The organism is Achromobacter deleyi, assembly GCF_902859705.1.
Taxonomy (GTDB): Bacteria; Pseudomonadota; Gammaproteobacteria; order Burkholderiales; family Burkholderiaceae_B; genus Achromobacter; species Achromobacter deleyi.
The window spans coordinates 89,037-115,609 of sequence record NZ_CADIJO010000013.1 but is presented as its reverse complement, the minus strand read 5'-3'; the positions used below and the strand labels follow the sequence as shown (position 1 = coordinate 115,609).

Below are 26,573 nucleotides of genomic sequence, written 5' to 3'. Positions count from 1 at the left end.
CCGCCGCCACGGTCAGCCGTGGCGGCGGCGTCTGATCACCAGTAGTACTTCACCGATGCCACCACCGTGCGGCCATTGCCGTACATGCACACGCCGTACGACTGGCAGCCGCTGACGTACTGCTTGTCGAACAGATTCGCCGCATTCAGGGCGAAACGCCAGTTGGGCATCTCGTAGTGCAGCCCGGCGTCATACACGGTGTAGCTGGGGATCTTCAACGAGTTGTCCGACGCGCCCGCGGCCGAGCTTTGGTAGCGCACGCCCGCGCCCAGGCCGAAGCCTTCCAGCGGCCCGGTGCGCCAGGTCCAGTCGCCCCACAGCGAGGCCATCTGGCGCGGGCGGGGAATGTCCACCGGCCACTTGCCTTCGGTGCCGTCGTTGGCCTGGGTGATCTTGACGTTCTGGAACACGTACGCGCCGACGATGGACAGTTCAGGCGTGATCTTGCCCACCGCGCTCAATTCCACGCCCTGCGACCGCACCGCGCCCGTCTGCACATAGGTGCTGCTGGTGGGGTCGGCCGGGTTGGTGGTGACGACGTCGGTCTGCTTGATCTGGTAGACCGCCGCGTTCAGCGTCAGGTTCTTGCCGTCGGGCTGCCAGCGCAAGCCGGCTTCGACCTGCTCTCCCTTGGTGGGCTTGGCCCACGAGCCGTCGGCCAGGCGGGTGTTGGATACCGGGTTGAACGACGTGGCGTAGCTGACGTACGGCGACAGGCCATAGTCGCCCAGGTAGGTCAGGCCCACGCGGCCGGTGAAGGCCTGGTCCAGTTGCGAGGCGCGGGTATCGGCTTCGCGGTCGGTCTGTTCGGTCTTGGCCCAGTCCTTGCGGCCGCCCAGCGTCAGCACCCAGCGGTCCCATTTGATCTGGTCCTGCGCGTACAGGCCCACCGAATTCATGGTGGTATAGGTGTCGGTGCGCGGGTAGGCGTTTTCGCCGTAGAAGATCGACCGGTTGATCGGCGTGTAGACGGGGTGGTACAGGTTGAGCGACGGGGCCAGCGCCAGCCATTCGCTGTCGGTGGTGGACTGGCGGCTGTATTCCAGGCCGGTCAAGAGCGTGTGCTCCAGCGCGCCGGTGCGGAATTTGGCCTCGGCCTGGTTGTCGACGTCGAAGCGGCTGTAGTTGAACTGGAAGATGCCGGCGTAGCGTGTCATCGACTGCATGGTCGGATCGCTTTCGTCCAGGCCGCCGCCATAGACCGAGCGGTCATTCAGCTGCAGGTGCATCAGGCGGGTGTTCTGGCGCAGCGTCCAGACGGAATCGAGCTTGTGCTCGAGCGCATAGCCGACCGACCACTGCTTCTTGTGGTAGTAGTCGAAGTCCGGTTCGCCGGTGTAGAGATCGCGCGAGATCTTGCCGTTGGGGTTGCTGATGACCGTGCCCTGGGCGGGCAGGAAATTGCTGGACGTGTCGCCCCAGTCTTCCAGGAAAGTGGCCGACAGGGTCAACGTGGTGGCGGCGCTGGGCTGCCAGCGCAGCGACGGGGCGAAGACCACGCGCTGGTCCTTGTTGGGGCCCGACTGCGCGTTGCCGTCGCGGCCCACGCCCAGCACGCGGTACGACAGCGTGCCGTTCTCGTCGAGGGTGTCGCCGATGTCGAAGCTGAGCTGCTTGCGCGCGTAGTTGCCGACCTGGGCTTCGATTTCGCGCGTGCGTTCGCCGTTGGCCAGTTTGCTCTGCACGTCGACGATGGCGCCGGGGTCGCCCTGGCCGTACAGCACCGAGGTCGGCCCGCGCAGCACGGTGATGCTGTCGATCAGGTAGGGGTCGACCCGCCAGCTGGCCAAGTTGAGCGTGTTGGGTACTTGCAGGCCGTCGACATAGGCGGTGGGCGTGAAGCCGCGCAGCGCCGAATACCAGTCCGAACGGTTGTCCGAGCCGTAGCTGGAAAAGCCGGGCACGTAATGCAGGGCCTGATTGATGTCGGTGGCGCCCGTCATCTCGACCTGCTGCGCGGTGACCACGTTGATGGTCTGCGGAATCTCATTGAGCGCGGTGTCGGTCTTGGTGCCCGTGCGGCTGCGGCGCGCGACCAGGCCTTCGACGGCTTCGCCGCGCGCATCGCCATAGACGGACACGGCGGGCAGCGTGGCGGTGTCCGAGCCGGGCTGCTGCACCACGGCGGTATTGCCATTGATCCTGGCGGCCAGCCCGGTGCCGGCCAGCAGCCGGTCCAGCGCCTGTTGCGGCGTCAAGGTGCCGTTGATCGCGGGCGCGCGGCGGTTCTGCACGGCCTCGGGCAGGTAGTAGATCTGCAGGTTGGTCTGGCGGCCCAGCTGCAACAGCGCCTGCGCCAGCGGCTGGGCGGGGATGTTGACCTTGACCGCGCCGGCGGCCTGGGTCCGGGCCTGCGCGTGGGCGGCGGGCGGCGCCACGGCCAGCGCGGCGGCAACGGCCAGGGCAAGGGGAGCGAGGGCGGCGGTCAGGGGGGCAGTGCGGCGTAGGGCGTAAGGCCTGGCGGGGGTCACGGTCACGATGGGCTCATTGGGGGCGGCGGATCGGGGCGATCCGGCCGACGGGTCATGCGGGGCAAACCCCGCTTACTGGCTATGAGCGAATCGGCGGGCAAACCCCGTAATGATTCTCAACTCAAAATTGATACTAGTTGTATCAATGGGCTGCGATGTCGCTGCCGCCATCGGCGCGCGGCACGATGCGCACGGGGATCAGCGCGGGCAGGGCGGCCAGGAAGCCGGCGGTGTTGTCCACGTCGAACACGCCCGCAATGCGGATGCCGCGCAGCGCGGCGGCCACGCGTATCGGCTGGCTGCGATAGCGGGTGATCTCGTCCACCACCTGCGCCAGCGGCACGTTGTCGAACACCGCCTTGCCCTGGCGCCAGGCGGTCAGCGAGGCGACGTCGACGGATTCGACACGCAGCGCATCGCCGCGATGGGCCACGGTGACACCTTCACCGGCGGTCAATTGCGCCAGCTGGCGGTCCCACCATGAACCGGTCGAGACTTCGACCGAGCCGGATTCGACGGCGACCGTCAGCCGTTCACGGTCGTAGCGCACGTTGAAGCGCGTGCCGGTGACGCGCACCCGGCCCGCGGCGGTGTCGACGATGAACGGGCGCGCCGTGTCGTGCGAGACCTCGAACATGATCTCGCCTTCCTGCAAGGCCACGTGGCGTTCGTTGCGGGTATAGCGCACCTCGGCCTGGGTGGCGGTGTTCAGCGTCAGTACCGAATCGTCCTGCAGCGCGACCTGGCGGCGTTCGCCGCGGCCGGTGGCGTAGCGCTGCTCGAACAGGGTGTCGACCGGCCACCAGAGCGGCCAGGCCACGCCGGCTGCGGCGGCGGCGCCGGCCGTGGCCAGGCCCCAGGTCAGGCGACGCCGTTGCGGCGAGACTGCGCGCGGCGGGGCGGGCTTGCGCGTGGCGTAGGCGCGCAGGTCCTGGTCGGGCACGGCCTGGGTCAGGCGCCAGACGTCCAGCATTTCCTGGTAGGCGCGCTCGTGCGCGGCATCGGCGCGGCGCCAGGCCTCGAACTGCCGCCGTTCGCCGGCCGTCATCAGGCCGCCCTGGTCGCGGGCGAACCAATAGGCCGCGGCGTCCAGGGTGTCCCCAGGCAGGTTCGAAACGTCAGAGTGGTCCATGGTGTTCCCGTGCCGGCATCAGCGCATCGCGCCGTGCCCCATGGGATTAGACAATCTGGCGGCGAAAGTCCGTAATCTCATCGCGAATAGGCGTGCAGGCGGGTGTGAAGGTGCCGCATGGTGCGGGTGAGGTGCTTTTCGACGCTGCTGACCGACAGGCCCAGGTGCGCGGCAATCTCGGGCACGGTCCAGCCTTCCAGCCGGTGCCAGGCGAATACCGCGGCGCAGGGTTCGGGCAGCTCATCCAGCGCCTGGCGCAGCGCGTTGGACAACTGGGCGGTGCGCGCGCCGGCCTCGGGGCCGTCCTGAGTAGGGAGTTCGTCTTCGTCCAGGTCTTGCAGCGGGATGGCGGCGGCGCGCTGCTGCTTGTGATGCTGATTGACCAGCCCGTGGTAGACGCTGCGATGCAGGTAGGCCCGCGGATTGCGGATCGCGGACACATCGCCTTCCAGCAGGTTGGCAATGGCGTCGTGGGTGGTGTCTTCGACGTCGCCCGCCGCGTGTCCCTTGCGCTTCCATGTGCCCAGCAACTCGCGATAGTAGGCGAGCCAACCGTGTTCGGCAGGGCGGGTCCGGCGCATGCGGGGGCATCAGGTCAGGGACGAAACCGCGGATTATTGCAAATAAAAATTATTCTTGTAAAGCCAAGGGCAGGCGGCGGTGGCGCCTGTCCTTGGCGGTGGGGCGGAAACGGCGGGCGCCCGCGCGGCGCCCGCCTCCGTCCCCGTCAGTGCGCCCGGCTGTGTTCGGCCGTCAGTCCGCGGCCGCGTTGGCGGGCGGCTTCGCGTTCGGGCGTCGGCAGGTACACCGCGCACAGGAAGTTGGCGCCCGCGATGATGGCGAACATCAGCGCCATCGGCTGCCAGGTCAGGCCGAAGGTGTGCGCCACCCACAGGCCCACCAGCGGCGTGGTGCCGCCGAAGATCGCGCCGCACAGCTGGAAGCTGAGCGAGATGCCCGTGTAGCGCATCTCCACGGGGAAGGCCAGCGGCAGGTAGGGGGCCAGCACGGCGTAGTAGGCGCCGATCAGGAAGATCGCCGTGAGAATGCCGATGGCGATGTTCTGGATGTCGCCGGTCAGGATCAGCATCATCATCGGCACGGCCCACAGGGTGGACAGCGCGGTGACCCAGATCAGGAAGCGGCGTTCGCCGATACGGGTGGCGATGTACGAGGCAATCGGAAAGCTGATCAGCTCGACCACGCCGGCCCAGGTCACCACGTCCAGGATCTGGCTGCGCGTGATCTTCAGGTAGGTGGTGGTGTAGGTGATCATCAGGGTGGTCACGAAGTAGAACCCCGAGATGCCGAGCAGGCACAGGCCGATGCCCAGCAGCAGCGCGCGCTTGCGTTCGCGCAGTACCAGGCGGATGGGCGCGGTGGTCTCCTTTTTCTGGGCCTTCAGGCGGGCTTCGAGTTCCGGGCTTTCGTTGACGCCGCGGCGGATGATGAAGGCCACCAGCACCAGTACGCCGCTGATGATGAACGGCAGGCGCCAGCCCCAGGACAGGAAGTCTTCCTTGGGCAGGTCGGACACCAGGCGGAACACGCCGGTGGCCAGGATCAGGCCGATGGGGCTGCCGTATTGCGGCGCCGACGCCAGGAAGGTGCGCCACTTGGGCGGCGCGTGTTCGGCGGCGATCAGCACCGCGCCGCCCCATTCGCCGCCCACCGCGATGCCCTGCACCAGGCGCAGCGCCACCAGCAGCACAACGGCCGTCAGGCCGATGGAATGGTACGAGGGCAGCAGGCCGATCAGCGTGGTGGCCACGCCCATCAGCAGCAGCGTGATGACCAGGCTCTGCTTGCGGCCAAAGCGATCGCCGACGTGGCCGAACAGCACCGCGCCGACGGGCCGCGCAAAGAAGCCGATGGCAAAGGTGCCCAGCGAAGCCAGCGTGCCCATGAAGGGATCATTGGTTGCGAAGAACACATCGCCGAACACCAGGGCGGCCGCCGTGGCGTAGCAGTAAAAGTCGTACCACTCGATCATGGTGCCGAAGAAAGCCGCGGCCGCGGCGCGGACGGGCTGCTTGCGGCCTGTGGAGTCGTTCATGGAAGGAATTCCCCTTGTTTTTTCGCGGCCGCCGAACCGGCGCCGCGCTGTCTGATAACGGCGTTGACGATAGCAACTACTGGCTATATCTTGTATAGCCACAATCCGTTCAGACATAGGTCCACTTCATGAAGGAAGTCCTGCTCGCCGATCTGCTTGCCGGGTCCCTGTCGCGCGAGTCCGACGAGCCGCTGCAAAAGCAGATCTACGACATCGTGCGGCGCGGCGTGCTGGACCACACGCTGGTGGCGGGGCAACGGCTGCCGTCGTCGCGCGCGCTGGCCACCGACCTGGGCATATCGCGCATCACGGTGACGCTGGCTTACGAAAGGCTGATCGCCGAAAACTACCTCAGTGCGCGCGGCGGCAGCGGCACCTTCGTCGAAAAAACCGTGGACCGGCCGCTGCTGCCGCCCGAAACCCCCGAACACGTGCAACGCCATCGCCCCGGCCTGTCGGCGCGCGGCGAAGTCATCGCGGGTGGCGCGGGCGGCCTGGCGCAGCACACCGGCGCCTTCGTGCCGGGCGTGGCCGATGCCAGCCTGTTTCCGTTTCATATCTGGCGCCGGCTGGTGTCGCGGCATCTGGGCAAGTCCAACCTGGCGCTGTCCGGCTACGCCAAGGACGGCGCGGGCTTCATGCCGCTGCGGCTGGCGATTGCCAATTACCTGCGCCTGGCGCGGTCGGTGGTGTGCGAACCGGAACAGGTCATCGTCACCGCAGGCACACACCAGTCGGTGGACCTGTGCGCGCGCCTCTTGACCGAATGGGGCGACAGCGCGCTGGTCGAAAGCCCGTGCCACTGGGCCTTTCCGCCGGTGCTGGGCGCGGCCGGCGTGCGGGCCCATGCCGCGGTGGTGGACGAGCAGGGGCTGGACCTGGCCGCCAGCAAGCTGCCGCGCCGCGCCCGCCTGCTGATCACCAGCCCGTCGCACCAGTACCCCACCGGCGTGGTGATGCCGCTGGCGCGCCGGCTTGAACTGTTGCAGGCGGCGCGCGCGCGCGGGCTGTGGGTCATCGAAGACGACTACGACAGCGAATTCCGCTACGACGGCGCGCCGATTCCGTCGCTGCAAGGGCTGGACGCCGATGGCCGCGTGATCTACATGGGCACCTTCAGCAAGACCATGTTCGCCGGCCTGCGCATGAGCTACATGGTGGTGCCGCCGCAAGTGGCGGCGTCGTTCTCGCAGGCGGCCGCCAGCATCTACCGGCCGGGCCAGCTGCACTTGCAGGCGGCGCTGGCCGACTTCATGGGCGATGGGCATTTCTCGCACAACATCAAGCGCCTGCGTACCGAGTACGCCGGCCGCCAGGCGGTGCTGCGCGAGGCGCTGGCCGCGCGCGTGGGCGATGCGGTGCAACTGTCGCAGGCGCGCGCCGGCCTGCACGTGTATGCCCGGTTGCAGCCCAAGGTGCAGGTGGCGCGGCTGGCGGATGCCGCTCGCGAAGAAGGCATCGTGCTGGGGCAGCCGGCGTACCTGCCCGATGCCGCTCGCCATGGCCAGCCAGCCGTGGTGCTGGGGTATGGCGGCGTGCCGTGCGAGCGCATCGATGATGGCGTGATGCGCTTTGCGCGGGCGTTGGCGCGCGCCACGGACGTCAAGCCCGCACGCCGCGGCAAGCGTTGATCTGTTTGCGCCCGTGCCGTCGCACGGGGGCGCGTATCGTGGCGGATTCTTTCCGCCGCGACACGCGCCGCTGCCGCGCCTACAGTTCGCCCAGCACCTCATCCGCTGCCGCCAGCAACAGGTCGGCATGCTCTTGCCCGAAGGGCAGTTGCGGCCGCAGCTTGAGCACGTTGCCATGCAGGCCGGTGGCGCTGAGCAGCACGCGGCGTTCACGCATCAGGTTGACGAAGCGGTGGGTTTCTTCCTTGGCCGGTGTCTTGGCGGCGCGGTCGCGCACCAGTTCCACGCCGATGAACAGGCCATCGCCGCGCACGTCGCCGATCAGCGGGTGGCGTTCGGCCAGCGCCCGGAAACCCTCGCGCAGATACTGCCCGGTGCGTGCGGCGTTGGCCTGCAGGCCTTCTTCCTGAATCACCGCCAGCGTGGCCTGGGCGGCGGCGCAGGCCACCGGGTTGCCGCCGAAGGTGTTGAAGTAACGGGCCTCGCGGCCAAAGCGTTCCATGATGTCCGGGCGCGACACCATCGCCGCGATCGGGTGGCCGTTGCCCATGGGCTTGCCCATGGTGACCAGGTCCGGCACCAGCCCATGGCGTTCAAACCCCCACATCTTCGAACCCGTGCGCGCAAAGCCCGCCTGCACTTCATCGGCAATGAACAGACCGCCCGCGTCGCGGATGGCCTGCACCGCCGGCGCCAGAAAGCCTGCCGGGTCGCTGTAGACGCCGTCGCTGGAAAAGAGGGTGTCCACCAGCAGCGCGGCCGGGCGGATGCCATGGCGGCGCATGTCGTCGATAGCGGCCTGCACCTGGGCGGCGAACCAGGCGCCCAATGTCGCCGGGTCCTGCCGGTAGGTGTCGGGGGCGGCCACGGTGCGGGTGTCCAGGCCCAGCGGCACGGCCTGGCCCAGCGACGGCGACACGGCCGCCACCGCCGAGGTCACGCCGTGGTACGCCAGCTGCGTGACGATGACGCCGGTGCCGCCGGTGTGGCTGCGCGCCACGCGCAGCGCCAGGTCGTTGGCCTCGCTGCCGGTGCAGGTGAAGATCACCTGCGACAGCGGTTCGGGAAAGGTCGCCAGCAGTTGTTCGGCGTAGTCCAGCACGCCGTCGTGCAGGTAGCGGGTGTGGGTGTTCAGGATGGCGGCCTGCTCGGCAATGGCCCGCACCACGCGCGGATGGCTGTGTCCGACCGACGCCACGTTGTTGTAGGCATCCAGGTAGCGCTGGCCGTCGGCGCCGATCAGCCACACGCCTTCGCCGCGCACGATGTGCAGGGGCTGGTCGTAGAACAGGCGGTAGGACGGGCCCAGCACGCGCTGGCGGCGGGCGATCAGGGCGCGTTCGGCCTCGGGCAGCGCATCGGCGGCCGCGGGGTCGAAGGCATTGAGCATGGCTTTGTCTCGGCTCATGTGAAACTCTCCATCGGGGTCAGGCTGGCGGCCAGCAGGATGTCGCTGGCCTGTTGCCGCGGCATCGTGTCCAGCCGCGCCAGGCCGGTCCAGGCCTGGCCGTTGTTGCGCAGGATGTATTGGCGGTTTTCGGGATGCTGCTCGGCGCGCCAGCCGGTGATCGCCACCGTGATGAGGTGGCGCGCGGCGATCAGATCGGGCAGCAGGGCGATTTCGGTGTCGGTCAGGGGCAGCGCCTGGTGGTAGCTGGCCACGCAGTGCCGCAGCGCGGGCGATAGCGGATCAGGCGCGTCTTGCAGCAGATAGGCGCCGGCCACGGCCAGGTCCTGCACCAGCGGCGCGCGCACCATGTCGCCAAAATCCAGCAACGCGGCGATGCGTTCGGGGTGAGCCGGTTCGACCATCACGTTGTACGGATTCAGGTCGTTGTGGATCACCTGGCGCCGCAAGCCTTCAAGCGCCGGCTGGGTGTGGCGGATGAAGCGGTCCAGGTGGCGTTCGGCCAGGGCGCGCCGTTCGGGTTCGGCAATGCGGGGCAAGAGGTCGGCCAGGCGGTCGGCGTGTTGCAGGTCCCACAGCAGTTCGTGGTCGGCCATGGGGTGGCTGAAATTGGCCAGCGCCAGATCGAACTGCGCCAGCGCGCGGCCCAGCGCCTGGTGCTGCGCGGGGCTGCGGGCCACCTTGTACAGCGGCACACCATCGATATAGGTGATCAGCCGGATGGCGCGGCGGGCGCCGTCTTCGTCCTCGTGCCAATGCACGTAGTCGCCGGCCACGCCAGGAATCAGGCGCGGCACCGGCGGTTCGCCGCCGGCCTGCATCAGGCACAGCTGCGCCTGGGTATGAAAGTCGGTGACGGCAGGATCTTCGGCGGGGTGCGTGGCCTTGAGCACAAAGGCCGCGCCATCCGCGCACTGGATCAGGAAATTCTGGTCGCGTTCGCTGGACAGGATGCTGGCGCGGGCGGTCAGCCCATAGCACGACAAGGCCAGGGCCTCGGCGTCGGCCAGGGTCAGTTTCGGGGGCTCGGCGGCGAACAGCGCCTGGCCGGCGCTGGGGCGGGTGCTGCGGTTCATGCCTGGCGCTCTTCCAGTCCGCACCATTCGGCGATGAACAGCGCGATGGTCTGGGTGACCTTGCGCACCGATTCCAGGTTGACCGCTTCGTCGTAACCGTGCGGCATGCGGCATTCCGGGCCGTAGACGATGGCCGGCGTGTCGGCATACAGGCCGTAGAAGCGCGCGTCGGTGGCGGCGGACGTGGCGTACTCGCGCAGCGGCTCGCCAAACACCTGCTCGTGGGCGCTGCGCAGCGCGGCTTCGACGTCGTCGGAATCCTTCAGCTCGTAGCCTTCGGCCATGAAGCCGTGGTAGATGACCTTGGGCGGATGCTTGGCCAGGAACGGGTCGCGCGCGGCGGCCTGCGCCACGAAGGCTTCGATCTCGGCGCGCGCCTCTTCCAGGCTCTGGCCGGGATACACCGCCACCCGCATGTCGAAGGTGCACCAGGCCGGCACGCTGGACGGCCAGTCGCCGCCCGCGATCTTGCCCAGGTTGAAGCGGATGGGGTGCGGGTGGTCGCAGAAATGGCGGTGGTCGCATTTGCGGCCGTTCCAGCGCGCTTCCAGTTCGTCCAGCGCCTGGATCAGGAAGATGGCCTTCTGGATGGCATTGGCGCCCGCGCCGGTGAACGCGGCCGACGCATGCTGAGGGTCGCCTTCGACCTGCACCTGGAACCACATCGGCCCGACCTGCGCGCGCATCAGCATGGGCAAGAGCGGTTCGGGAATGAAGGCCGCATCAGCCCGGTAGCCGCGCGCCAGGCAGGCCAGCGCGCCGTTGCCGGTGCATTCTTCTTCCACCACCGATTGCAGGAACACGTCGCCCGCGGGGGCCATGCCCAGGCTGGCCAGGGCGTCCATGGCCGACAGGCAGGCGACCAGGCCCGACTTCATGTCGCCCGCGCCGCGACCGTGCATCCAGCCATCGACGATGGCGGGGTCGTACGGATCGCGGCTCCATTGAGACAGCGGGCCGACCGGCACCACGTCGATGTGGCCATTCAGGATCAGCGAACGGCCTTTCAGGCTGCGGGCGCGGTGCGCGCCGACCACGTTGTAGGCATTGTCGTAGGACACCGCCACCGGCGAAAAGCCCGGCAGGTGGGCAATGGCATCGACGTCGATCTTCCAGCGGTCCACGCCGTAGCCGCGTTCGGCATAGCGCGCCGCCATGAAGTCCTGCGCGGTGGCTTCTTCACCGCGCTGCGACGGCAGGCGCACCAATTGCGCGGTCAGTTCGGTCTGGGCCGCAAAGCCCGCGTCCACGGCTTGGATGATGCGCTGCCGGAGCGCCGGGGTCAGTTCTGGCATGGATGTGCTCGAGGTTGACTGGGATGCGAGCCATCGTAAAGAGAATTGGATCGGTCAAAAATAGCCAATCCGGGTTATTTCGTATAGCCACTTTTGGGGCGGGCTGGTGATGCGACAACGGTCATTGCGCCGCCGGGCGCCGAGGGGCGGCCCGGCCGGGCCGCCCGCGCCGGCCTATTGGCGGGCAATGCCCGCGTTCGCGATGGCCTCACGCCACTGCGTGTCGCTCGCCTCGACAAAGCGGGTGAATTCGGCCGGGCTGGCAGGGGCGCTGACCTTCACGCCCAGCTCCTGGAAGCGCGCCTGCACATCCGGCTGCGCCATCACTCGGGCAAAGGCCTGGTTCAGGGTGTCCACGACCGGGGCTGGCGTGCCGGCGGGGGCGAACAGGCCGGTCCAGAAATAGAAGTCCATGCCCTTCAAGGCCGCGGTTTCCCCGGCCGAGGCCATGTCCGGGTTGCCGATGTCGCGGTCGCGGCTCATCACGCCTACCGGTGTCACGCGGCCGCTCTTGACCAGTTCCAGCAGGGCGGGCAGGCCGGACACCGCCAGGTCGACCGTGCCGCCGATGACGTCGGTGGCGATCTTCGAGGCGCTGGCATACGGAATGAAGGTGATCTCGGTGCCGGTCATCTTCTTCAGGCTTTCCATCGCGATGCTTGGCAGCGAGCCGACCCCAGTGGCGCCGTAGGTCAGCCGGCCGGGTTCGGCGCGGGCGCGCCGGATCAGGTCGTCGAACGAGCGCACGCCCAGCTTGGGGTTGGCCACCACGGCCAGGCCGCTGGTGCCCAGCGGCGCCACGGCCTGCAGGTCGCGATAGGTGTACTTGGCGGAGGCCTGCACCTGCGGTGCGATCACCACGTCCGACACGATGCCCATCAGCACGGTGTAGCCGTCCGGCTTGGCATGGACGGCGCGCGTGACGCCGATGATGCCGCCTGCGCCGGCGATGTTCTCGATGACGATGGTCTGGCCCAGTTCCTGGCCGAGCTTGGGCGCGACGAGGCGGGCAAAGGCGTCTACCGAGCCGCCGGGGGCGTAGCCCACGATCAGCTTGATGGGTTGGGTGGGGTAGGTCTGCGCGGCGGCGGGGGCCGCGCCGATGGCAAGGGCCAGCGCCAGCGCGGGCAGCGTGAAGGGGTTCATGGTTGTCTCCTTGGGGTGTTGTTATGGGTGGTCGTTATGGGTTTTGTCGTTATGGGGCGCTATGCGCCGGGTCGTGGGTTTGAGGATTCCAGCCACGCCCGGACGCGCTCGAACACGTCGTCGCTGTTGCGGTCCATCATGGGCAGGTGCGAATTGCCGCGCACGCCCTCGGCGGGCAGGTCGATCACGCTGACCGGCGTGGTGGCGCGGATGCTGTCCAGGTAGGCGTCGGCCTGGCGTCGGTAGTTGATCCAGTGCGAGCCGGACGCTTCAATGAAGTCGCCCCACACATGCAGATGGCGCGGCAGCGGGCCGGCCGGGCTGGGCGCGGGCATGCCGCCGGGCTCTACGCCCACCACCGACTGCACCAGGCGCGGCCGGCGCCGGGCAATCTCGGCGGCGAACCCGGCGCCCTGGCTGTGCGCCACCAGGTGGCAGGGGCCAACCTGATCGACCAGCGCCTCGTAGGCGGCCAGGATCATCGCTTCGTGGCCCGGCCAACGCGGCACCCACTGCTTGGCGAAGCGGTCGAAGCTGTCGCAGGGAAATTGCTGCCCGGGAAAGGGATGGCGCGGCGCAGGCGCGGGTTCGTAGCTGGGGCCCAGGCGAAAGGTCAGCCAGGCTTCGCGCTTGGTGCGAAACACCGGCGCTTCGCCGTAGACCTCCGGGTATCGCGCCCAGGACGAACGGCCGCGCTCGACTGCGTCGCTGACCAGCACGTCGTACCCCGCCTGCAGAAAGCGCATCAGCCAGCCCGGCCGGCCGTCCGGCGTGTCTTCCCAGGTGCAGCCGGTCATGCCGCCGCCGTGCCACAGCAGCACCGGATGCGGGTGGCGCGGCTGCGCCAGCCGGAAGGCCTGCACATACATCTGGCCGTAGACCTGTTCGCCGTTCGGGTCGACCTCACGGGGATGGCCGTTCAGCACCATGCTGCGCTGTTCGACGGGCAACCCCGTCACGGTGGCGGTCTGGCCGCCGACAAAAAATGAGCCCACGGATTTCAGGCGGATCGCTTCGCAAGGCATGACAGGTCCGGTTTTGATGACGGGCGTAGCTTGCGATTCGGCCTATAGTTACGTCAATCGAATAAAAATCAAAGATTATTGACTTATGGGAATCAATTACGACATCGAGGATCTGCGCGCGTTCTGCACCCTGGTGCGCGCCGGCCAGTACACGGCAGCGGCCTCGCAGCTGTGCATCACCACGTCCGCGCTCAGTCGGCGCGTGGCCAAGCTGGAAGACCGTATCGGCGGCAAGCTGTTCGAACGCACCACGCGCCGCGTCGTGGTCACCCCCATTGGCCGCACCCTTTATGAACGCGTGCTGCCCGCCGTCAGCCGCCTGGATGCCTGCTTGCTGGAAGCGTCACGCGCGGCGCTGGGGCAGGGCGGCAACCTGGCGGTAGGCACGGTGGCGTCAGTCGGGTATTCCGTGTTTCCCAAGGTGTTGCCCGCGTTCTACGCCGCGCACCCGCACACCTACCTGTCGATCCGCGATGCCAATGCCACCGTCGTGGCCAAGCTGGTGGAAGACGGCGAGGTCGAATTCGGCGTGACGACGGTGGTGTCGTTTCCGCAATCGCTGGTGATCGAGAAGGCCGCGGTCTATGGCTACAACCTCGTGTACGCCAAAGGCTCGGCGCTGCGCCCGAGGCGCCGCACGCTGACGTGGACGCAGGTGTCCGCCTTGCCCGTGGTCGGCCTGCACCCCTTGAGCTCGACGCGCTTGCAGATCGACAGCGTGCTGCACGCCAGCGGCATTGCCTTGCCCTGGAAGATCGAGGTCGATCAGCTGGCCACCATGGTCGGCCTGGTGCAGACGGGGGATTTCGTGGCGGTGATGCCCGGCCTGTTCGACGCGGCGGGCTATGGCTTGCAATCGGTGCCGGTGGGCGGACCGGATATCGTCCGAGATATCTACCTGGTCAGGCGTCACGACGTGAGCCTGTCACCGGCGGGGCAGTCGTTGCTGGGGTTGATTCGGGAGCGGTTGGGGGCAGGGTAGGGGGCGCTCAGTCTTGCCAAATGCTCGCGGCAAGGGGTTTATCTTTCACCGGTTTAAGTCCAGAGTATTGAGGGTTATGTTGGACTTACAGAGTTAACTCTTCAAATCATGGATTTAGGCTTCCATACTTCTCGTGAGCTCGTCCAAATGTTGTGTGAACGCTTGCGCAAAGAGCGTTTGGCCCAACAATGGACCCAAGCCGATGTTGCTGCACGTGCTGGAATTTCCGTGAATACGGTGTCCAACTTGGAGGCGGGAAAAAGCGTGGCATTTGAAAAGTTGGTCTGCGTGGCAATATTGTTAGGTCGGAGTGACGAGATGGCCGCGCTGTTCAAGCCTAAGCTCAACTGCCTACAAGATATTCTTCGTTATGAGCTGGGTGCGGGTCGGCAACGTATCAGGAAGAAGATCAGCTTGAGGAATACAAGAGCTTAAATATGATCCGTGATACGAGGCAGTGCAGCCACCCAGTTGATTCAATCGTCGCGGGCGCTGAGTACTGCTCGGTGGCTACGGACGAAAGCCCGCAAGGATCGGCGCGATCCATTCCTGGCCACCCCCGTTGTCCCAGGGGCCGTTCTCTCGTCCACCGTAAAGCTCCTGGCTACCGGTCACCGTCTTGACGCCTTGCGGATGGTGCGCGGCGTCGAGAAAGGCGTTCACCGCGTCGCGCAGGCCGGCCTCGTCATGGGGCGGCAGCGAGGCCAGCGCATCGTCAAGCGAATAGCGGATGTCGGCAATGACGCATTCGTAGCGGACGGTCGCCGTTTTTTGTCCGGGCAGCGCAGCATTGGGCTTGATCGTCTTGGAAAGGACCTTGCAGCTTGATTGTGAAACGAGTGCCCGCTGTAGACGCAGGGCCTCGATCAACCGTTCCTTCAGCGCCTGTGGCTCGGTGGCATTCAGCAGCGCTTTCACCCGAATTTCCGCCGTGCGTCGGTACGCGCCTTCCCGCATGTTTTCCACGTTGCGCAAGACCTCGACGCGGATGGGCAGCTTGTCGGGATAGAAGCGCTTCGTGTAGGCATCCAGTTGGCGCGCGCTGTTCATGTCGTCGTGGATGACGTAATCGAGGTAGAGCTGCCCGATCTGTTCGGGCGTCAGCGATTGTGCTGCCGCGGGGGCGATGGGCAGTAGAGATACCCAGCCGAACAACGCAGCGGCGACGGCACGGGGAAAGCTCTGAATCAGGCGCATGGCGGACGAGGGCTGGGCGTTTGGGGACGGGCCGCAGTCGCCCTGTCGATCAAGTGCGCGGCAAGGCGTAGCGATGCCATTATGCCTGCGCCGGGGGAGGACAGCGCCGATTGGCGGCTGACCGCTATCACTTGGCGGGTGCGTGAGCGCGGCCGAGGCCTGCCGGTGAGATGCTTCACATATGGCGGACCGACCGGCGCAATGCAGCGTGGCGCGGCCGGCGCCACTCGTTCTCTTACCTGGAATTTGCGGCCATGTTGATTGATGAATCGCGCGCTCCCCTGATGTTTCTCCGGTCCCAGGGGGAATCGGATACTCCTGTCGAGCAGCAGTTGCAGCGCTTGCTCGACCAGGGCCGGCCGTTCGTGCTGGTGATGGATCATTCCCCCGACGACCACCACGATGAAACCGTGGAGGAACGCCGCGAGAAAGCGCTGTTCTTCAAGCGGGTGAAGGAGCAGATGCGCAGCCTGTGCCGCGGCATGATCGTGCTGGAGCGCGGCAAGCCGACCCCGGCGCCGATGCGCCTGGCGGCGGCGGGGGCCAGCAAGGCGTTCGGCTTCAAGGTGGGGTTCGTGGATGACGAGGACGCCGCGACCCGGCTCGGCAGGGAGTGGATGGGGGGCGCCTAGCTGGGGGCGCCTATCTCACCAACCGTTCCCGATACACCGCTGGCGTCTCTCCGAACGCGCGGCGAAACAGGTTGATGAAGGCCGTGGGGGTGGAATAGCCCAGTTCCAGCGCGATGGTGGTGACCTGGGCGCCGTCGGCCAGCCGTTCCAGCGCGCGCAGCAGGCGGGCGCGTTGCCGCCAGGTCGAGAAGTTGAAGCCGGTTTCCGTGACGAAGCGTCGGCTCAGGGTGCGCGAACTGACCGCGCCCCAATCGGCCCATTGCTCCAGGTCGCGCGCGTCGGACGGGTCGTCGATCAGCGCGCGGGCGATGCGTTGCAGCCGCGGTTCCTGCGGCATGGGCAGGCCCAGGCTTTCCACGGGCAGGTGGCGGATTTCATCGAGGATGACCGCGGCCAGGTGTTGGTGGGCGCCGGCCAGGGGGACCAGGGGCCAGGTGCTGGCGCGCAGCACGGCTTCGCGAAGCAAGCCCGACACGCGCAGCGTGCAGGGCTGGGCCGGCAGGTCGGCGCACAGGGCTTCGGTGACGAAGGCGCTCCAGCCGTGGAACGGGCCGTGCGAACGGGCCCAGTGGGCCTGGCGCGGCGGCAGCCAGACGGCGTGGATGGCCGGCACGACCCAGACGCCGCTGTCCAGCCCGACCGACAGCAGGCCCTGCAGCGAGCCAAACAGCTGGCCGCGGGAATGCTGGTGGGGATCGGTGGCAAAGTCGGTGTCTTCGCAGCGGCCGGCCACCACGAACAGGGTGGGGCCATCGGACCGGTCGACCAGGCTGCGGTCGATGGTGAGGTCGGCCATGGCGGATCAAAACGATTTGTTGGGGCTGATAGTCTAGCCAAGCCAGCAAGCGGTGTCGATCAGCCCGCCAGCGCGGCTTCCAGTTTGGCCTTGAGCGAGGTGGCGGCGGCGGGCGCGCGGGCCAGGCCGGACTGGATGAAGGCGTGCGCTCGCGCGGTGTCGCCCAGATGCTGGGCGATGCGCGCGTAGATCAGGGTCTTGGCGGGGTGGATGGAATCGGGATCGGTGCCTTGCACCAGCCGTTCGCAACTGGCCGGATAGCTGTCGTGCTGCGCGAAAAACGCATGGCCCACACGGGCCCATTCGCTGACGATGAACTCGACGTTTTCTTCGGCCTGCGCCAGGTCCGCGCCGTAGGCCCAGCCATAGGCTTCGCCCGGCGGCGGATCGATGCGGTCGCGGAACACACAGTGCGATTCCTCGATCTCGGCCGGCGGCACGAAGGCGCCGCCTTCGCAGGGCAGGAAATCGTAGTGTGCACCCAGGTTCAGGTAGCAGGCCTTGCCGCCGCTGGCGCCCTGGACGTTGAAGACATGGATGATCGGGCCGCGGATGCGGCGCAGAGTCTGGCCCGTGCCTTCGAAGCCTTCGGTTTTCAGGACGGGAATCAGGTGCTGGGTCAGCAACTTGAGAAATGCCGCGCGGGTGACGGTCGCCATGTCGGGGCCTAGGCTGGAGAGGTAGGATCGGATTGAACCGCATCCCGCGCCGGGCCGTGTGGCAAATCATGACAGTTGAAACCAGTCCGGAACGCTCGAAGCGAACCGTGGGCGGCAGGGCGCCGCGACAGGTGGCTTGCCTGCGCCGGGCGTTGCCAACGCCCTTCGGGAACGATATATGCTGGCAGACAGACGCTTTTGAAAGGAGCGGCATCATGGCGACGCGAACCATCTGGAAAGGGGCGATTTCGTTCGGGCTGGTGCATATTCCGGTCGGCCTGCACACGGCCAGCACCGAATCCGGCGTGGACTTCGACTGGCTGGACAAGCGGTCGATGGACCCGGTCGGCTACAAGCGCATCAACAAGCGCACCGGCAAGGAAATCGACAAGGACAACATCGTCAAGGGCGTGGAGTACGAAGACGGCCAATATGTCGTGATTTCGCCCGAAGAGATCGCCGATGCCTATCCGCGCACGACCCAGACCATCGAGATCCAGCAGTTCGTCGATGCCGCCGACGTGTCGTTCGTGTACCTGGAACGGCCTTATTACGTGGCGCCGATCAACAAGGGGCAGAAGGTGTATGCCTTGCTGCGCGACACCTTGGCCAAGTCGGGCAAGATCGGCATCGCCAAGGTGGTCATCCAGACCAAGCAGCACCTGGCCGCGCTGATTCCGCTGGGCGATGCGCTGGTGCTGAACCTGATGCGTTGGGGCGACGACGTCAAGTCCACCGACGAGCTGGACCTGCCCAAGGCCGGCGCCAAGGCCACCACGCCCAGCGCCAGCGAGTTGAAGATGGCGCGGATGCTGGTGGACGACATGTCCGGCGCCTGGGACCCCGAACAATACAAGGACGAGTTCAAGTCCGCGGTGATGGGGTTGGTGGCCAAGAAAGTGAAGGCCGGCAAGACGGAAACGGTGGTCGAGCCTCAGGAAGAATCGCCGGCCTATGCGGATAACGTGATCGACTTGACGGAGCTGCTGCAGCGCAGCCTGAAGGGGAAATCGGGCGGCAAGTCGGCGCAGGACGCGCCGGCAAAATCGGGCCGAAAGGCGGCGTCAAAGAGCGCGAAAACGGCGGCGCGTAAAACGTCCACCAACACGGCCGCCAACATGGCTACTAAGACGGCCACTAAGACGGCCACTAAGACGGCTACTAAGTCGGCCACTAAGACGACATCCAAGGCAGCCACAAAATCCGCCGCGAAGTCCGCACCCAGGACGCGCAAGGCGGCTTGACGATGGCGGGCACCGACACCCTTGCCAAGTACCGCGCCAAGCGCAATTTCGACGTCACCGCGGAACCCGCGGAAGGCGGCGAGGCGAACGAGGCGGCGCGCGCCTTTGTCGTCCAGAAGCATTGGGCCAGCCACCTGCACTACGATTTCCGGCTGGAACTGGATGGCGCCATGAAAAGCTGGGCCGTGCCCAAGGGCCCCAGCTTTGACCCTGCCGTCAAGCGCATGGCGGTGCAGGTCGAAGACCACCCCATCGCCTACAACCAGTTCGAAGGCCAGATTCCCAAGGGCCAGTATGGCGCGGGCAAGGTCATCATCTGGGACGAGGGCACCTGGGCGCCGGTGGGTGACCCGGCAGATGGCTATCGGCGCGGGCATCTCAAGTTCGACCTGCACGGCGTGAAGCTGCGCGGGCGCTGGGCCTTGATCCGCATGAAGGGCAAGGACTCGGACAAGCAGCCGCCGTGGCTGCTGGTGAAAGACCGGGATGACTATGCGCGCGATGCCGACGCGTTCAGTGTCGTGGACGAACAGCCCGACAGCGTGGTGCCGCTGCGCAAGGCGCCTGCATCGAAGCGCGCATCAGCCACCGCGCCCCGCCTGCCAGGCGAGGCGGCCGACTGCCCCAAGACGCTCAAGCCGCAATTGGCCACCCTGGTCGAAGGCGTGCCCGATGCCGCGCCCGACTGGCTGTACGAAATGAAGTTCGACGGCTACCGGCTGCTGGCCCGCGTGGACGATGGCGACGTCAAGCTGTACACCCGCAATGGCCACGACTGGGGCCCCAGGCTGCCGCACCTGGTGCAGGCCTTCAGCCGGCTGCCCGTGCAGAACGCCTGGATCGACGGCGAAATCGTGATGCTGGGCGATAACGGCGCGCCCAGCTTCCAGACGCTGCAAAATGCCTTCGACGGCGAACGCACGGGCGGCATCGTGTTCTACGCGTTCGACCTGCCGTATGTGGCGGGCCGCGACCTGCGCCAGGAGCCGCTGCGCGTGCGCCGCGGCTTGCTGGCGCAAGTGATGGATGCGGTCGATGACGATGCCTTGCGCTTCAGTGAGGCGTTTGACGCCGCACCGGCGGACCTGGTGGCGTCGGCCTGCAAGATGGGCCTGGAAGGCATCATCGCCAAGCGCCTGTCATCGACGTATGTCTCGCGGCGCAGCGACAGCTGGATCAAGCTCAAGTGCGGCCGCCGCCAGGAATTCGTCGTCATCGGCTACACCGACCCCAAGGGGGCGCGCGTCGGGCTGGGCGCCTTGCTGCTGGCCTATCACGGCGACGACGGGGCCTTGGTCTACGCCGGCAAGGTCGGCACGGGTTTCGACGACTCGGGCCTGGCCGCGCTGCAACAACGCCTGGCCCGGTTGGAAACCGCCAAGCCCGCCGCCCACGTGCCGGGCAGCGGCCGCGATACGCATTGGGTCAAGCCCCAGCTCGTGGCCGAAGTGTCGTTCAGCGAATGGACCGGCGCGGGCCATGTGCGGCATCCGGTCTTCCAGGGCCTGCGCAAGGACAAACCGGCGCGCGCCATCACCAAGGAGACACCCGTGAGCGCAACCGCTGTGAAAGCCGATCGTACGGCCGGCAAGCCTGCCCGGGCTAAGGCCGCGAAAACGGCGCCCGCCAAGCGATCCGGCAAGGCCACAGCCGGCAAGCTGACCCATCCCGAACGCATCATCGACGCGTCCACCGGCCTGACCAAGCTGGACCTGGCGCGCTACTACGCGCTGGTCGCGCCGCTGTTGCTGCGCCACCTGAAGGCGCGCCCGGTGTCTTTCCTGCGCGCCCCGGACGGCATCGAAGGCGAACGGTTCTTCCAGAAGCACCTGGAAGCGCCGATGCCCGGCGTGCGTGCGCTGCCCCAATCGCTGGACCCCGGCCATGCGCCGCTGGTGGAAGTGCCCACCGCGCGGGCGGTGCTGTCCGCCGTGCAGATGAACGTGGTGGAATTCCATACCTGGAACGCGATCAAGACGGCCATCGACAAGCCGGACCGCATGCTGTTCGACCTGGACCCCGGCGAAGGCGTGCCCTGGAAATCGGTGCAGCGCGCCACCCATCTGCTGCACGTGATGCTGGACGAGATCGGCCTGCAAAGCTGGCTCAAGACCAGCGGCGGCAAGGGCCTGCACATCGTCGTGCCGCTGCGCCGGCAGTACGACTGGGATACGGTCAAGGCGTTTTCGCAGGCCATCGTGCAGCACCTGGCCAAGACGCTGCCCCAGCTGTTCGTGGCCAAGAGCGGCCCGAAGAATCGCGTCGGCAAGATCTTTGCCGACTACCTGCGCAATGGCTTCGGCGCGACCACGGTGGCGGCCTGGTCGGCCCGCGCGCGGCCGGGCATGGGCGTCTCGGTGCCGCTGGCCTGGGACGAGCTGGGCGATGTGCCCGCCAGCGACAAATGGACGGTCGCCAACATCCACACCCGGCTGGACGTCGGCGATACGCCCTGGGACGACTACCGGCCGCAGGCGCTGGGGGCGGCCATGAAGGCCATGGGGTTCAAGCCGGACGGCACCTGACCGCCGCCGCCGCCAAAAAAATCGGGGGGAAGCCGGCGCATGCCGGCTTCCCCCCGAGGCTTTCCAGGGAAACAGTGCCTGTAGGCTTACAGGGCCTGCATCTCGGTGTTGGCGTTGCGGGCCGGTTGCGCGGCGGCCGGCGCGGCCGGCTTGGGCGCAGCGGGCGGGTTCACCGCCGGCACGGCCGTATTGGCTGCGGCGCTGTCCGTCACCGGCACTTCCACGTACGGCAGGTGCAGCGTCTGGCTGGTCATGGCGCGAATCTGGTTGGTCAGCGCGGGGCTGTCATTCAGCTTCTGGCCATACGACGGGATGATCTCCTTCAGGCGCGTCTTCCAGCCGGCTTCCATCTGCTGCGGGAAGGCCTTGGCCAACAGATTCAGCATGATGGGGGGCGAGGTCGATGCGCCGGGCGAAGCACCCAGCAGCGCGGCAATGGTGTTGTCCTTGTCGGTCACCACTTCGGTGCCGAACTGCAGGATCGGGCCCTTTTCCGGATCGCGCTTGATGACCTGCACGCGTTCGCCGGCCGTCACCAGGCGCCAGTCTTCACGCTTGGCCTGCGGGAAATACTTCAGCAGCTGGGCGTGGCGGTCTTCGTCCGTCAGGCGGGCCTGGTTGACCAGGTACTTCACCAGGTCCAGATTTTCCAGCCCGACGTCGACCATACTGGTGACGTTGTTGTGGTTCACCGACGAGAACAGGTCGAACGCCGAGCCTTCCTTCAGGAACTTGGTCGTGGCCAGCGCGAACGGGCCGAACAGCACCACCGGCTTGCCGTCGAGCTTGCGCGCGTCCAGGTGGGGCACCGACATCGGCGGGGAATCCGTGTCGGCCATGCCGTAGGCCTTGACGTCGTGGCGTCCGGCGATGGACGACGCGTCAAACGCCAGGAACTGGCCGCCCACCGGGAAGCCGGCGTAGTTCTTCGATTCGGGAATGCCCGACATCTGCAGCACCTTCAGCGAAGCGCCGCCGGCGCCGATGAAGACAAAGCGCGCCTTGGTGGTGCGTTCCTGGTTGGTCTTCAGGTCCTTGACCGTGACGTTCCAGGTCTTGTCGTCGTTCTGGCGCAGGGCGGTGACTTCATGCTGCAGCTGCAGCTTGAAGTTGGGGTTGCGCTGCAGGCCCTGGGTGAGCTGGTTGGTGATGACGCCGAAGTTCACGTCGGTGCCCAGCGGCATGTAGGTGGCGGCAACCTTCTGGTTGGGGTCGCGGCCTTCCATCAACAGCGGCGCCCATTGCTTGATCTGGGCGGCGTCGGTGGAATATTGCATGCCGTAGAACAGCGGGCTCTTGACCAGCGCGTCGCGGCGCTTGCGCAGGTATTCGATGCGGTCATCGCCCCACACGAAGCTCATGTGGCCCGTGGGATTGATGAAGTCCGAGGGCTGGCCCAGGCGGCCGGCCTTGACCTGATGCGCCCAGAACTGGCGCGAGATCTCGAACTGTTCGGCAATGTTGATGGCGCGCTTGATGTCGACCGAGCCATCGGGCATTTCGGGGGTGTAGTTCAGTTCGGCAAAGCCCGAGTGGCCGGTACCCGCATTGTTCCAGCCATTGGAGCTTTCCAGTGCCACGCCGTCCAGGCGTTCGAAGAGCTCGACGTGCCAGTCCGGCTGCAATTCCTGCAGATAGGTGGCCAGCGTCACGCTCATGATGCCGCCGCCGACGAGCACGGCGTCGACCGGCTTGTCGTTCTCGGCTGCCGGGACTGACCGCTGGTGCAGCGGCCAATAAAGAAACAGCGCCGCCGCAATGACCAGCAATGCAGCCAGGCTGCCCACGATTTTGAGGAACTTTCTCATGGGTTAGAGACCTTTTGGTTCAAAGGATTATTTTTTTCTTATGGGGACTTACAGGTAGACAGGGGTGGGCACCTCCGTGGCGGTCAAGCACGCGAAAGGCCGCCCGGGCGTCTGGGAACATGCGCCGGGATCAGGCAATCGGGCAAAAGTGGATCAAACGCCGACCGGGCCGGCGTGGGGTGTCGCTGCAGCTTGGAATGAGGGCAGGCTGGCCAGAGACTAGACGATTCTCGTTCCGTCTAGGGGAATACCCCGATAAAGCGTGGTGGTTTCCCAGGGGCGCGATTGTATACAAGCTTGCAGTCGACCACGAACGCCTCTCACACGCTTGACACTCTGTAGTACGGTCGTACTATATTTAGAAGTACGATCGTACGGCAGATTGCCGTGCGACGGGTAGTCACTTCAGGAGTGCGGATGATGGAAAGTCAGACATTGCCGGGCAAGGCGATCGTGCTGGGTGTGGGGGCGGAACAGGGGCTGGGCGCGGCGCTGGCACGGCGCTTTGCGGCGGCGGGCCGGCATGTGCTGGTGGCCGGGCGCACCGCAGACAAGCTGGAACGAGTGGTGCAGTCGATTCGCGGCAGCGGCGGCAGCGCCCGCGCCGTCGTGATGGACGTGACGCGCGAAGACGATGTGCGCAGTGTGTTCGACCAGGCCATGGCCGACGACGCCGACGGCGGGCCGGCCGACCTGGTGGCCTACAACGCAGGCAACAACCAGCCGCTGGATCTGTTGACGATGGAGGCGGCCACGTTCGAGGCCTTCTGGCGCCTGAACTGCTTTGGCGGATTCCTGGTGGGGCGCGAGGCGGCGCGGCGCTTTGTGCCGCTGGGACGCGGATCGATCCTGTTCAGCGGTGCGACGGGCGCGCTGCGCGGCATGCCGAAGTATGCGCACTTCGCGGCCAGCAAGGCGGGCCTGCGCATGCTGGCCCAGAGCATGGCGCGCGAATTCGGACCGCTGGGCGTGCACGTGGCGCACGTGGTGATCGACGGCGGCATCAATGGCGAACGCGTGAAGACGCGCTTTGCCGACATGGCCCGGGCGCGTGGCGAAGACGGGCTGCTCGATATCGCGGCCATTGCCGATGCCTTCTGGTATCTGCATCAGCAGGACCGGACGGCGTGGACGCACGAGCTGGACCTGCGTCCCTACAAGGAGACCTTCTGATGATGAAGCTCGTTGGTCCCTGGTTCTCTGGTCCCACCCGCCGCGTGGGCATCACCCTGAAACTGCTGGGCATGCCGTTCGAACACGTGCCCCTGCATGCCTACCTGCAACGTGACCAGGTGCGCGCATTCAGCCCGATGGGCAAGGTGCCCGCGCTGGTGCTGGACGACGGCCGCACCTTGTACGACAGCTCCAACATCATCGACTACCTGCACGAACTGGTTGGGCCCGAGCGCGCCTTGCTGGCTCCGGCGGGCGCCCTGCGGCACGACGCGTTGCACCATATCGGCATTGCCAACGCCATCTACGGCAAGCTGGGCAATCTGTATGACGAGTCGCTGCGCCCGCCGGCCGCGCAACTGGATGACCTCAAGACACTCTGGACTGCGCAGGCCACCACCGGACTGGGGATGATCGAAGCGGCCGTGGGCAAGGGTTGGCTGGTCGGCGGCGCGCTGTCTCAGGCCGATATCTTTGCTGTTATCGTCTATCAGACTGCGGCGCTGGCCGTATTGCCGGACGTCGTGAACGCCAGGGCCTACCCCGGGCTGAATGGCCTGGCGCAACGCGCCATGCGGCTGCCGGCTTTTGCCGAGACAGTGTAGGCAGGGCGGGCGCCGGCCGATGGCGCAGGCGGCCGGCGCCAATCACCATTACGGATTCATGGGACATTCACAAGCAGATAAAAAGGCCAGCCGGGACAGGATTCTCGAAGCCGCCTCGCGGCAGTTGTGCGAGCACGGGCTGGACAGCGTATCGGTAGGCGACGTCATGAAGGCGGCTGGCCTGACCAAGGGCGCGTTCTACGCGCACTTCGAGTCGCGCGACGCCTTGCTGGCCGAAGCCGCGACCCGTTCGATGCAGGCGGGGCAGTCCAAGCTGGACCGCCTGTTCGAGGGCGGGCGGGTGCCCTCGTTGCAAGTCCTGGTCGATGTGTGGCTGGACCCCGAGCATGTGCGCAACCCCAGCGCCGGCTGCGGCGTGTGTGCGCTGGCCGGCGAAGGGCGGCACGCGGGGGCGCCCGTGCAGGCGGTGATTGCGCGGCAGTTCGAGCAGAACGTGGCGCAATTTGCCGCTGCGCTGGGCGGCGGGGCGCAGGCAACCGACCGCGCCGCCGCCATTTTCACGGCCATCGTGGGCGCGGTCAGCCTGGCCCGGGCGGTGGGTGACGAGGCCCTCGCGGCCCGCATACTGTCCGACGTCCGCGCGCTGGTGCTGCGCTGACGCCGGGCCGGCTTCAGTCGATGCGCGCGCCCGAGATCTTCACGGCCTGCGCCCACTTGGTGACTTCGTGGTCGACGAAGGCGCGGAATTCCTCGGGCGTGGACGGCGTGAACTCGCTGCCGGCGGCGTTCATCTTTTCCTTGGCCGTCGGGTCCGCCATCACCGCGCGCATGTCGGCCGAGATCTTGTCGATCAGAGGTTTGGGCGTGCCCTTGGGCGCAAAGAAGCCCGACCAGGGCGGCGCGTCATAGCCGGGAAATCCTTGCTCGGCCACCGTGGGGTAGTCGGGCGCGATCGGGAAGCGCTGCGCGGTGGTGACGGCAATCACCTTGAGCTTGCCGCTCTTGGCATACGGCTGCACGGCGGGCAGGCCCGTGATGCCGACCTGGATCTGGCCGCCCAGCAGGTCGGTGATCATCGGCGCGCTGCCGCGGTAGGGCACGTGGGCCAGCGTGAAGCCGCCCTGATTCTTCAGCAGTTCCATGCCCAGGTGCGAGGCGGTGCCATTGCCGTCGGACCCATACGAATACTGGTTGCCGTCTTTCTTGATCAAGGCGATCAGTTCGGTCAGGTTCTTGGCCGGCACGTCGTTGCCCACGACGATGGCGTTGGGGTAGAGCGTGGCCTGGGTGATGGGCTCGAAGTCCTTGCGCGGATCAAAGCGCATGTTCTTGTACAGCGACGTGTTGATGCCGTGCGATCCCGTGACGCCGAGCACCAGGGTGTAGCCGTCGGGCTTGGCCCGCGCCACGTATTCAGAGCCCAGGTTGCCGCCCGCGCCAGGCCGGTTCTCGACGATGACGGATTGCCCCCATTTCCTGGACAGCCCTTCGGCCACGAGCCGTGCGGTGATGTCGGTGGCGCCGCCCGCCGGGAAGGGCACGATCAGGGTGACCGGGCGGCTCGGAAACTTGGCGATGTCTTCGTCGGCCATGGCGCTGGCGCCGAGCGTCAGCCCCAGCGCGCCCGCCACCAAGGGCAGGGCGCCCGCGGCCTTGAGCAAGGCGCGGCGCGTGCCCGCGACGGCCAGGTGTGTTTTCCCCGTGTTCATTTTTTAAATCCTCTGTGCTTGATTCACTACAGAAAAATGGGC

23 protein-coding genes are annotated in these 26,573 nt (G+C 66.9%); 9 read left to right on the top strand and 14 right to left on the bottom strand.

Annotated elements, in window-relative coordinates:
- Positions 1-35 precede the first annotated feature (35 nt).
- The 4 genes from HV798_RS19140 to HV798_RS19125 all read right to left on the bottom strand — a co-directional run bounded on the left by HV798_RS19140 (position 36) and on the right by HV798_RS19125 (position 5,659).
- Positions 36-2,234 carry a TonB-dependent siderophore receptor gene (locus HV798_RS19140; RefSeq protein WP_025140585.1) on the bottom strand — a complete coding sequence of 733 codons (2,199 nt, stop codon included), beginning with the start codon at positions 2,232-2,234 and terminating at the stop codon, positions 36-38.
- A gap of 379 nt (positions 2,235-2,613) precedes the next feature.
- Positions 2,614-3,603, bottom strand: a complete 990-nt coding sequence (locus tag HV798_RS19135; RefSeq protein ID WP_175216487.1) for a FecR family protein — start codon at positions 3,601-3,603, stop codon at positions 2,614-2,616.
- A 77-nt stretch (positions 3,604-3,680) separates the two neighbouring features.
- Entirely contained in the window at positions 3,681-4,184 is a 504-nt protein-coding gene (locus HV798_RS19130; protein WP_175193131.1) for an RNA polymerase sigma factor, read from the bottom strand.
- A 146-nt stretch (positions 4,185-4,330) separates the two neighbouring features.
- Complete coding sequence (locus HV798_RS19125) at positions 4,331-5,659, bottom strand: MFS transporter (protein ID WP_175193132.1); 1,329 nt, start codon at positions 5,657-5,659, stop codon at positions 4,331-4,333.
- 128 nt (positions 5,660-5,787) lie between these two features.
- Here HV798_RS19125 and pdxR point away from each other — a divergent pair, with 128 nt between their 5' ends.
- Positions 5,788-7,290 carry a MocR-like pyridoxine biosynthesis transcription factor PdxR gene (pdxR, locus tag HV798_RS19120; RefSeq protein ID WP_175193133.1) on the top strand — a complete coding sequence of 501 codons (1,503 nt, stop codon included), beginning with the start codon at positions 5,788-5,790 and terminating at the stop codon, positions 7,288-7,290.
- 79 nt (positions 7,291-7,369) lie between these two features.
- Here pdxR and HV798_RS19115 read toward each other — a convergent pair whose 3' ends face one another.
- The 5 genes from HV798_RS19115 to HV798_RS19095 all read right to left on the bottom strand — a co-directional run bounded on the left by HV798_RS19115 (position 7,370) and on the right by HV798_RS19095 (position 13,240).
- On the bottom strand, positions 7,370-8,698 hold the full coding sequence (locus HV798_RS19115) for an aspartate aminotransferase family protein (RefSeq protein ID WP_175193134.1): 1,329 nt from the start codon (positions 8,696-8,698) through the stop codon (positions 7,370-7,372).
- On the bottom strand, positions 8,695-9,774 hold the full coding sequence (locus HV798_RS19110) for a phosphotransferase (RefSeq protein ID WP_175193135.1): 1,080 nt from the start codon (positions 9,772-9,774) through the stop codon (positions 8,695-8,697). The genes HV798_RS19115 and HV798_RS19110 overlap by 4 nt, the downstream gene beginning before the upstream one ends.
- Positions 9,771-11,069 carry an ArgE/DapE family deacylase gene (locus HV798_RS19105; RefSeq protein ID WP_175193136.1) on the bottom strand — a complete coding sequence of 433 codons (1,299 nt, stop codon included), beginning with the start codon at positions 11,067-11,069 and terminating at the stop codon, positions 9,771-9,773. The genes HV798_RS19110 and HV798_RS19105 overlap by 4 nt, the downstream gene beginning before the upstream one ends.
- A gap of 174 nt (positions 11,070-11,243) precedes the next feature.
- Positions 11,244-12,215: a Bug family tripartite tricarboxylate transporter substrate binding protein gene (locus tag HV798_RS19100; protein WP_175193137.1), complete on the bottom strand. Its 972-nt coding sequence runs from the start codon at positions 12,213-12,215 to the stop codon at positions 11,244-11,246.
- 59 nt (positions 12,216-12,274) lie between these two features.
- Entirely contained in the window at positions 12,275-13,240 is a 966-nt protein-coding gene (locus HV798_RS19095) for an alpha/beta hydrolase (protein ID WP_175193138.1), read from the bottom strand.
- A gap of 85 nt (positions 13,241-13,325) precedes the next feature.
- Between HV798_RS19095 and HV798_RS19090 the strand changes: the two genes are divergently transcribed.
- Positions 13,326-14,222, top strand: coding sequence for a LysR family transcriptional regulator (locus HV798_RS19090; protein ID WP_175193139.1), 897 nt, complete (start codon positions 13,326-13,328; stop codon positions 14,220-14,222).
- Between the two features lie 108 nt (positions 14,223-14,330).
- Entirely contained in the window at positions 14,331-14,657 is a 327-nt protein-coding gene (locus tag HV798_RS19085) for a helix-turn-helix domain-containing protein (protein WP_175193140.1), read from the top strand.
- A 75-nt stretch (positions 14,658-14,732) separates the two neighbouring features.
- On the opposite strand, the gene HV798_RS19080 is transcribed toward HV798_RS19085, so the two are convergent.
- The gene (locus HV798_RS19080; protein ID WP_175193141.1) at positions 14,733-15,419 is read right to left on the bottom strand and encodes a hypothetical protein; all 687 of its coding nucleotides are present in this window, start codon (positions 15,417-15,419) and stop codon (positions 14,733-14,735) included.
- A 254-nt stretch (positions 15,420-15,673) separates the two neighbouring features.
- Here HV798_RS19080 and HV798_RS19075 point away from each other — a divergent pair, with 254 nt between their 5' ends.
- The gene (locus HV798_RS19075) at positions 15,674-16,051 is read left to right on the top strand and encodes a hypothetical protein (RefSeq protein ID WP_175193142.1); all 378 of its coding nucleotides are present in this window, start codon (positions 15,674-15,676) and stop codon (positions 16,049-16,051) included.
- 10 nt (positions 16,052-16,061) lie between these two features.
- On the opposite strand, the gene HV798_RS19070 is transcribed toward HV798_RS19075, so the two are convergent.
- Together HV798_RS19070 and HV798_RS19065 are read right to left on the bottom strand one after the other, a co-directional pair.
- A complete protein-coding gene (locus HV798_RS19070; protein ID WP_175193143.1) occupies positions 16,062-16,847 on the bottom strand; it encodes an AraC family transcriptional regulator in 786 nt (261 codons plus the stop codon).
- Between the two features lie 59 nt (positions 16,848-16,906).
- The gene (locus tag HV798_RS19065; RefSeq protein ID WP_175193144.1) at positions 16,907-17,506 is read right to left on the bottom strand and encodes a DUF4304 domain-containing protein; all 600 of its coding nucleotides are present in this window, start codon (positions 17,504-17,506) and stop codon (positions 16,907-16,909) included.
- A 215-nt stretch (positions 17,507-17,721) separates the two neighbouring features.
- Between HV798_RS19065 and ku the strand changes: the two genes are divergently transcribed.
- Both ku and ligD read left to right on the top strand, forming a co-directional pair.
- Positions 17,722-18,750, top strand: coding sequence for a non-homologous end joining protein Ku (ku, locus tag HV798_RS19060; RefSeq protein ID WP_175193145.1), 1,029 nt, complete (start codon positions 17,722-17,724; stop codon positions 18,748-18,750).
- Between the two features lie 2 nt (positions 18,751-18,752).
- Positions 18,753-21,275, top strand: coding sequence for a DNA ligase D (gene ligD, locus HV798_RS19055; protein WP_175193146.1), 2,523 nt, complete (start codon positions 18,753-18,755; stop codon positions 21,273-21,275).
- Between the two features lie 86 nt (positions 21,276-21,361).
- Here ligD and mqo read toward each other — a convergent pair whose 3' ends face one another.
- Positions 21,362-23,083, bottom strand: a complete 1,722-nt coding sequence (mqo, locus tag HV798_RS19050) for a malate dehydrogenase (quinone) (RefSeq protein ID WP_175193147.1) — start codon at positions 23,081-23,083, stop codon at positions 21,362-21,364.
- Between the two features lie 417 nt (positions 23,084-23,500).
- On the opposite strand from mqo, the gene HV798_RS19045 reads away from it, so the two are divergent.
- Genes HV798_RS19045 through HV798_RS19035 form a run of 3 tightly spaced genes read left to right on the top strand, consistent with a single transcriptional unit; the run spans position 23,501 to position 25,480 of the window.
- Positions 23,501-24,256, top strand: coding sequence for an SDR family NAD(P)-dependent oxidoreductase (locus tag HV798_RS19045; RefSeq protein ID WP_217481187.1), 756 nt, complete (start codon positions 23,501-23,503; stop codon positions 24,254-24,256).
- Complete coding sequence (locus HV798_RS19040) at positions 24,256-24,861, top strand: glutathione S-transferase family protein (RefSeq protein WP_246288939.1); 606 nt, start codon at positions 24,256-24,258, stop codon at positions 24,859-24,861. Before HV798_RS19045 ends, HV798_RS19040 begins: the two co-directional genes overlap by 1 nt.
- A gap of 58 nt (positions 24,862-24,919) precedes the next feature.
- The gene (locus HV798_RS19035) at positions 24,920-25,480 is read left to right on the top strand and encodes a TetR/AcrR family transcriptional regulator (protein WP_175193149.1); all 561 of its coding nucleotides are present in this window, start codon (positions 24,920-24,922) and stop codon (positions 25,478-25,480) included.
- 13 nt (positions 25,481-25,493) lie between these two features.
- On the opposite strand, the gene HV798_RS19030 is transcribed toward HV798_RS19035, so the two are convergent.
- Positions 25,494-26,531 (bottom strand): Bug family tripartite tricarboxylate transporter substrate binding protein, encoded by a 1,038-nt coding sequence (locus tag HV798_RS19030; protein ID WP_175193150.1) that lies wholly within the window; start codon positions 26,529-26,531, stop codon positions 25,494-25,496.
- Between the last annotated feature and the right edge of the window lie 42 nt (positions 26,532-26,573).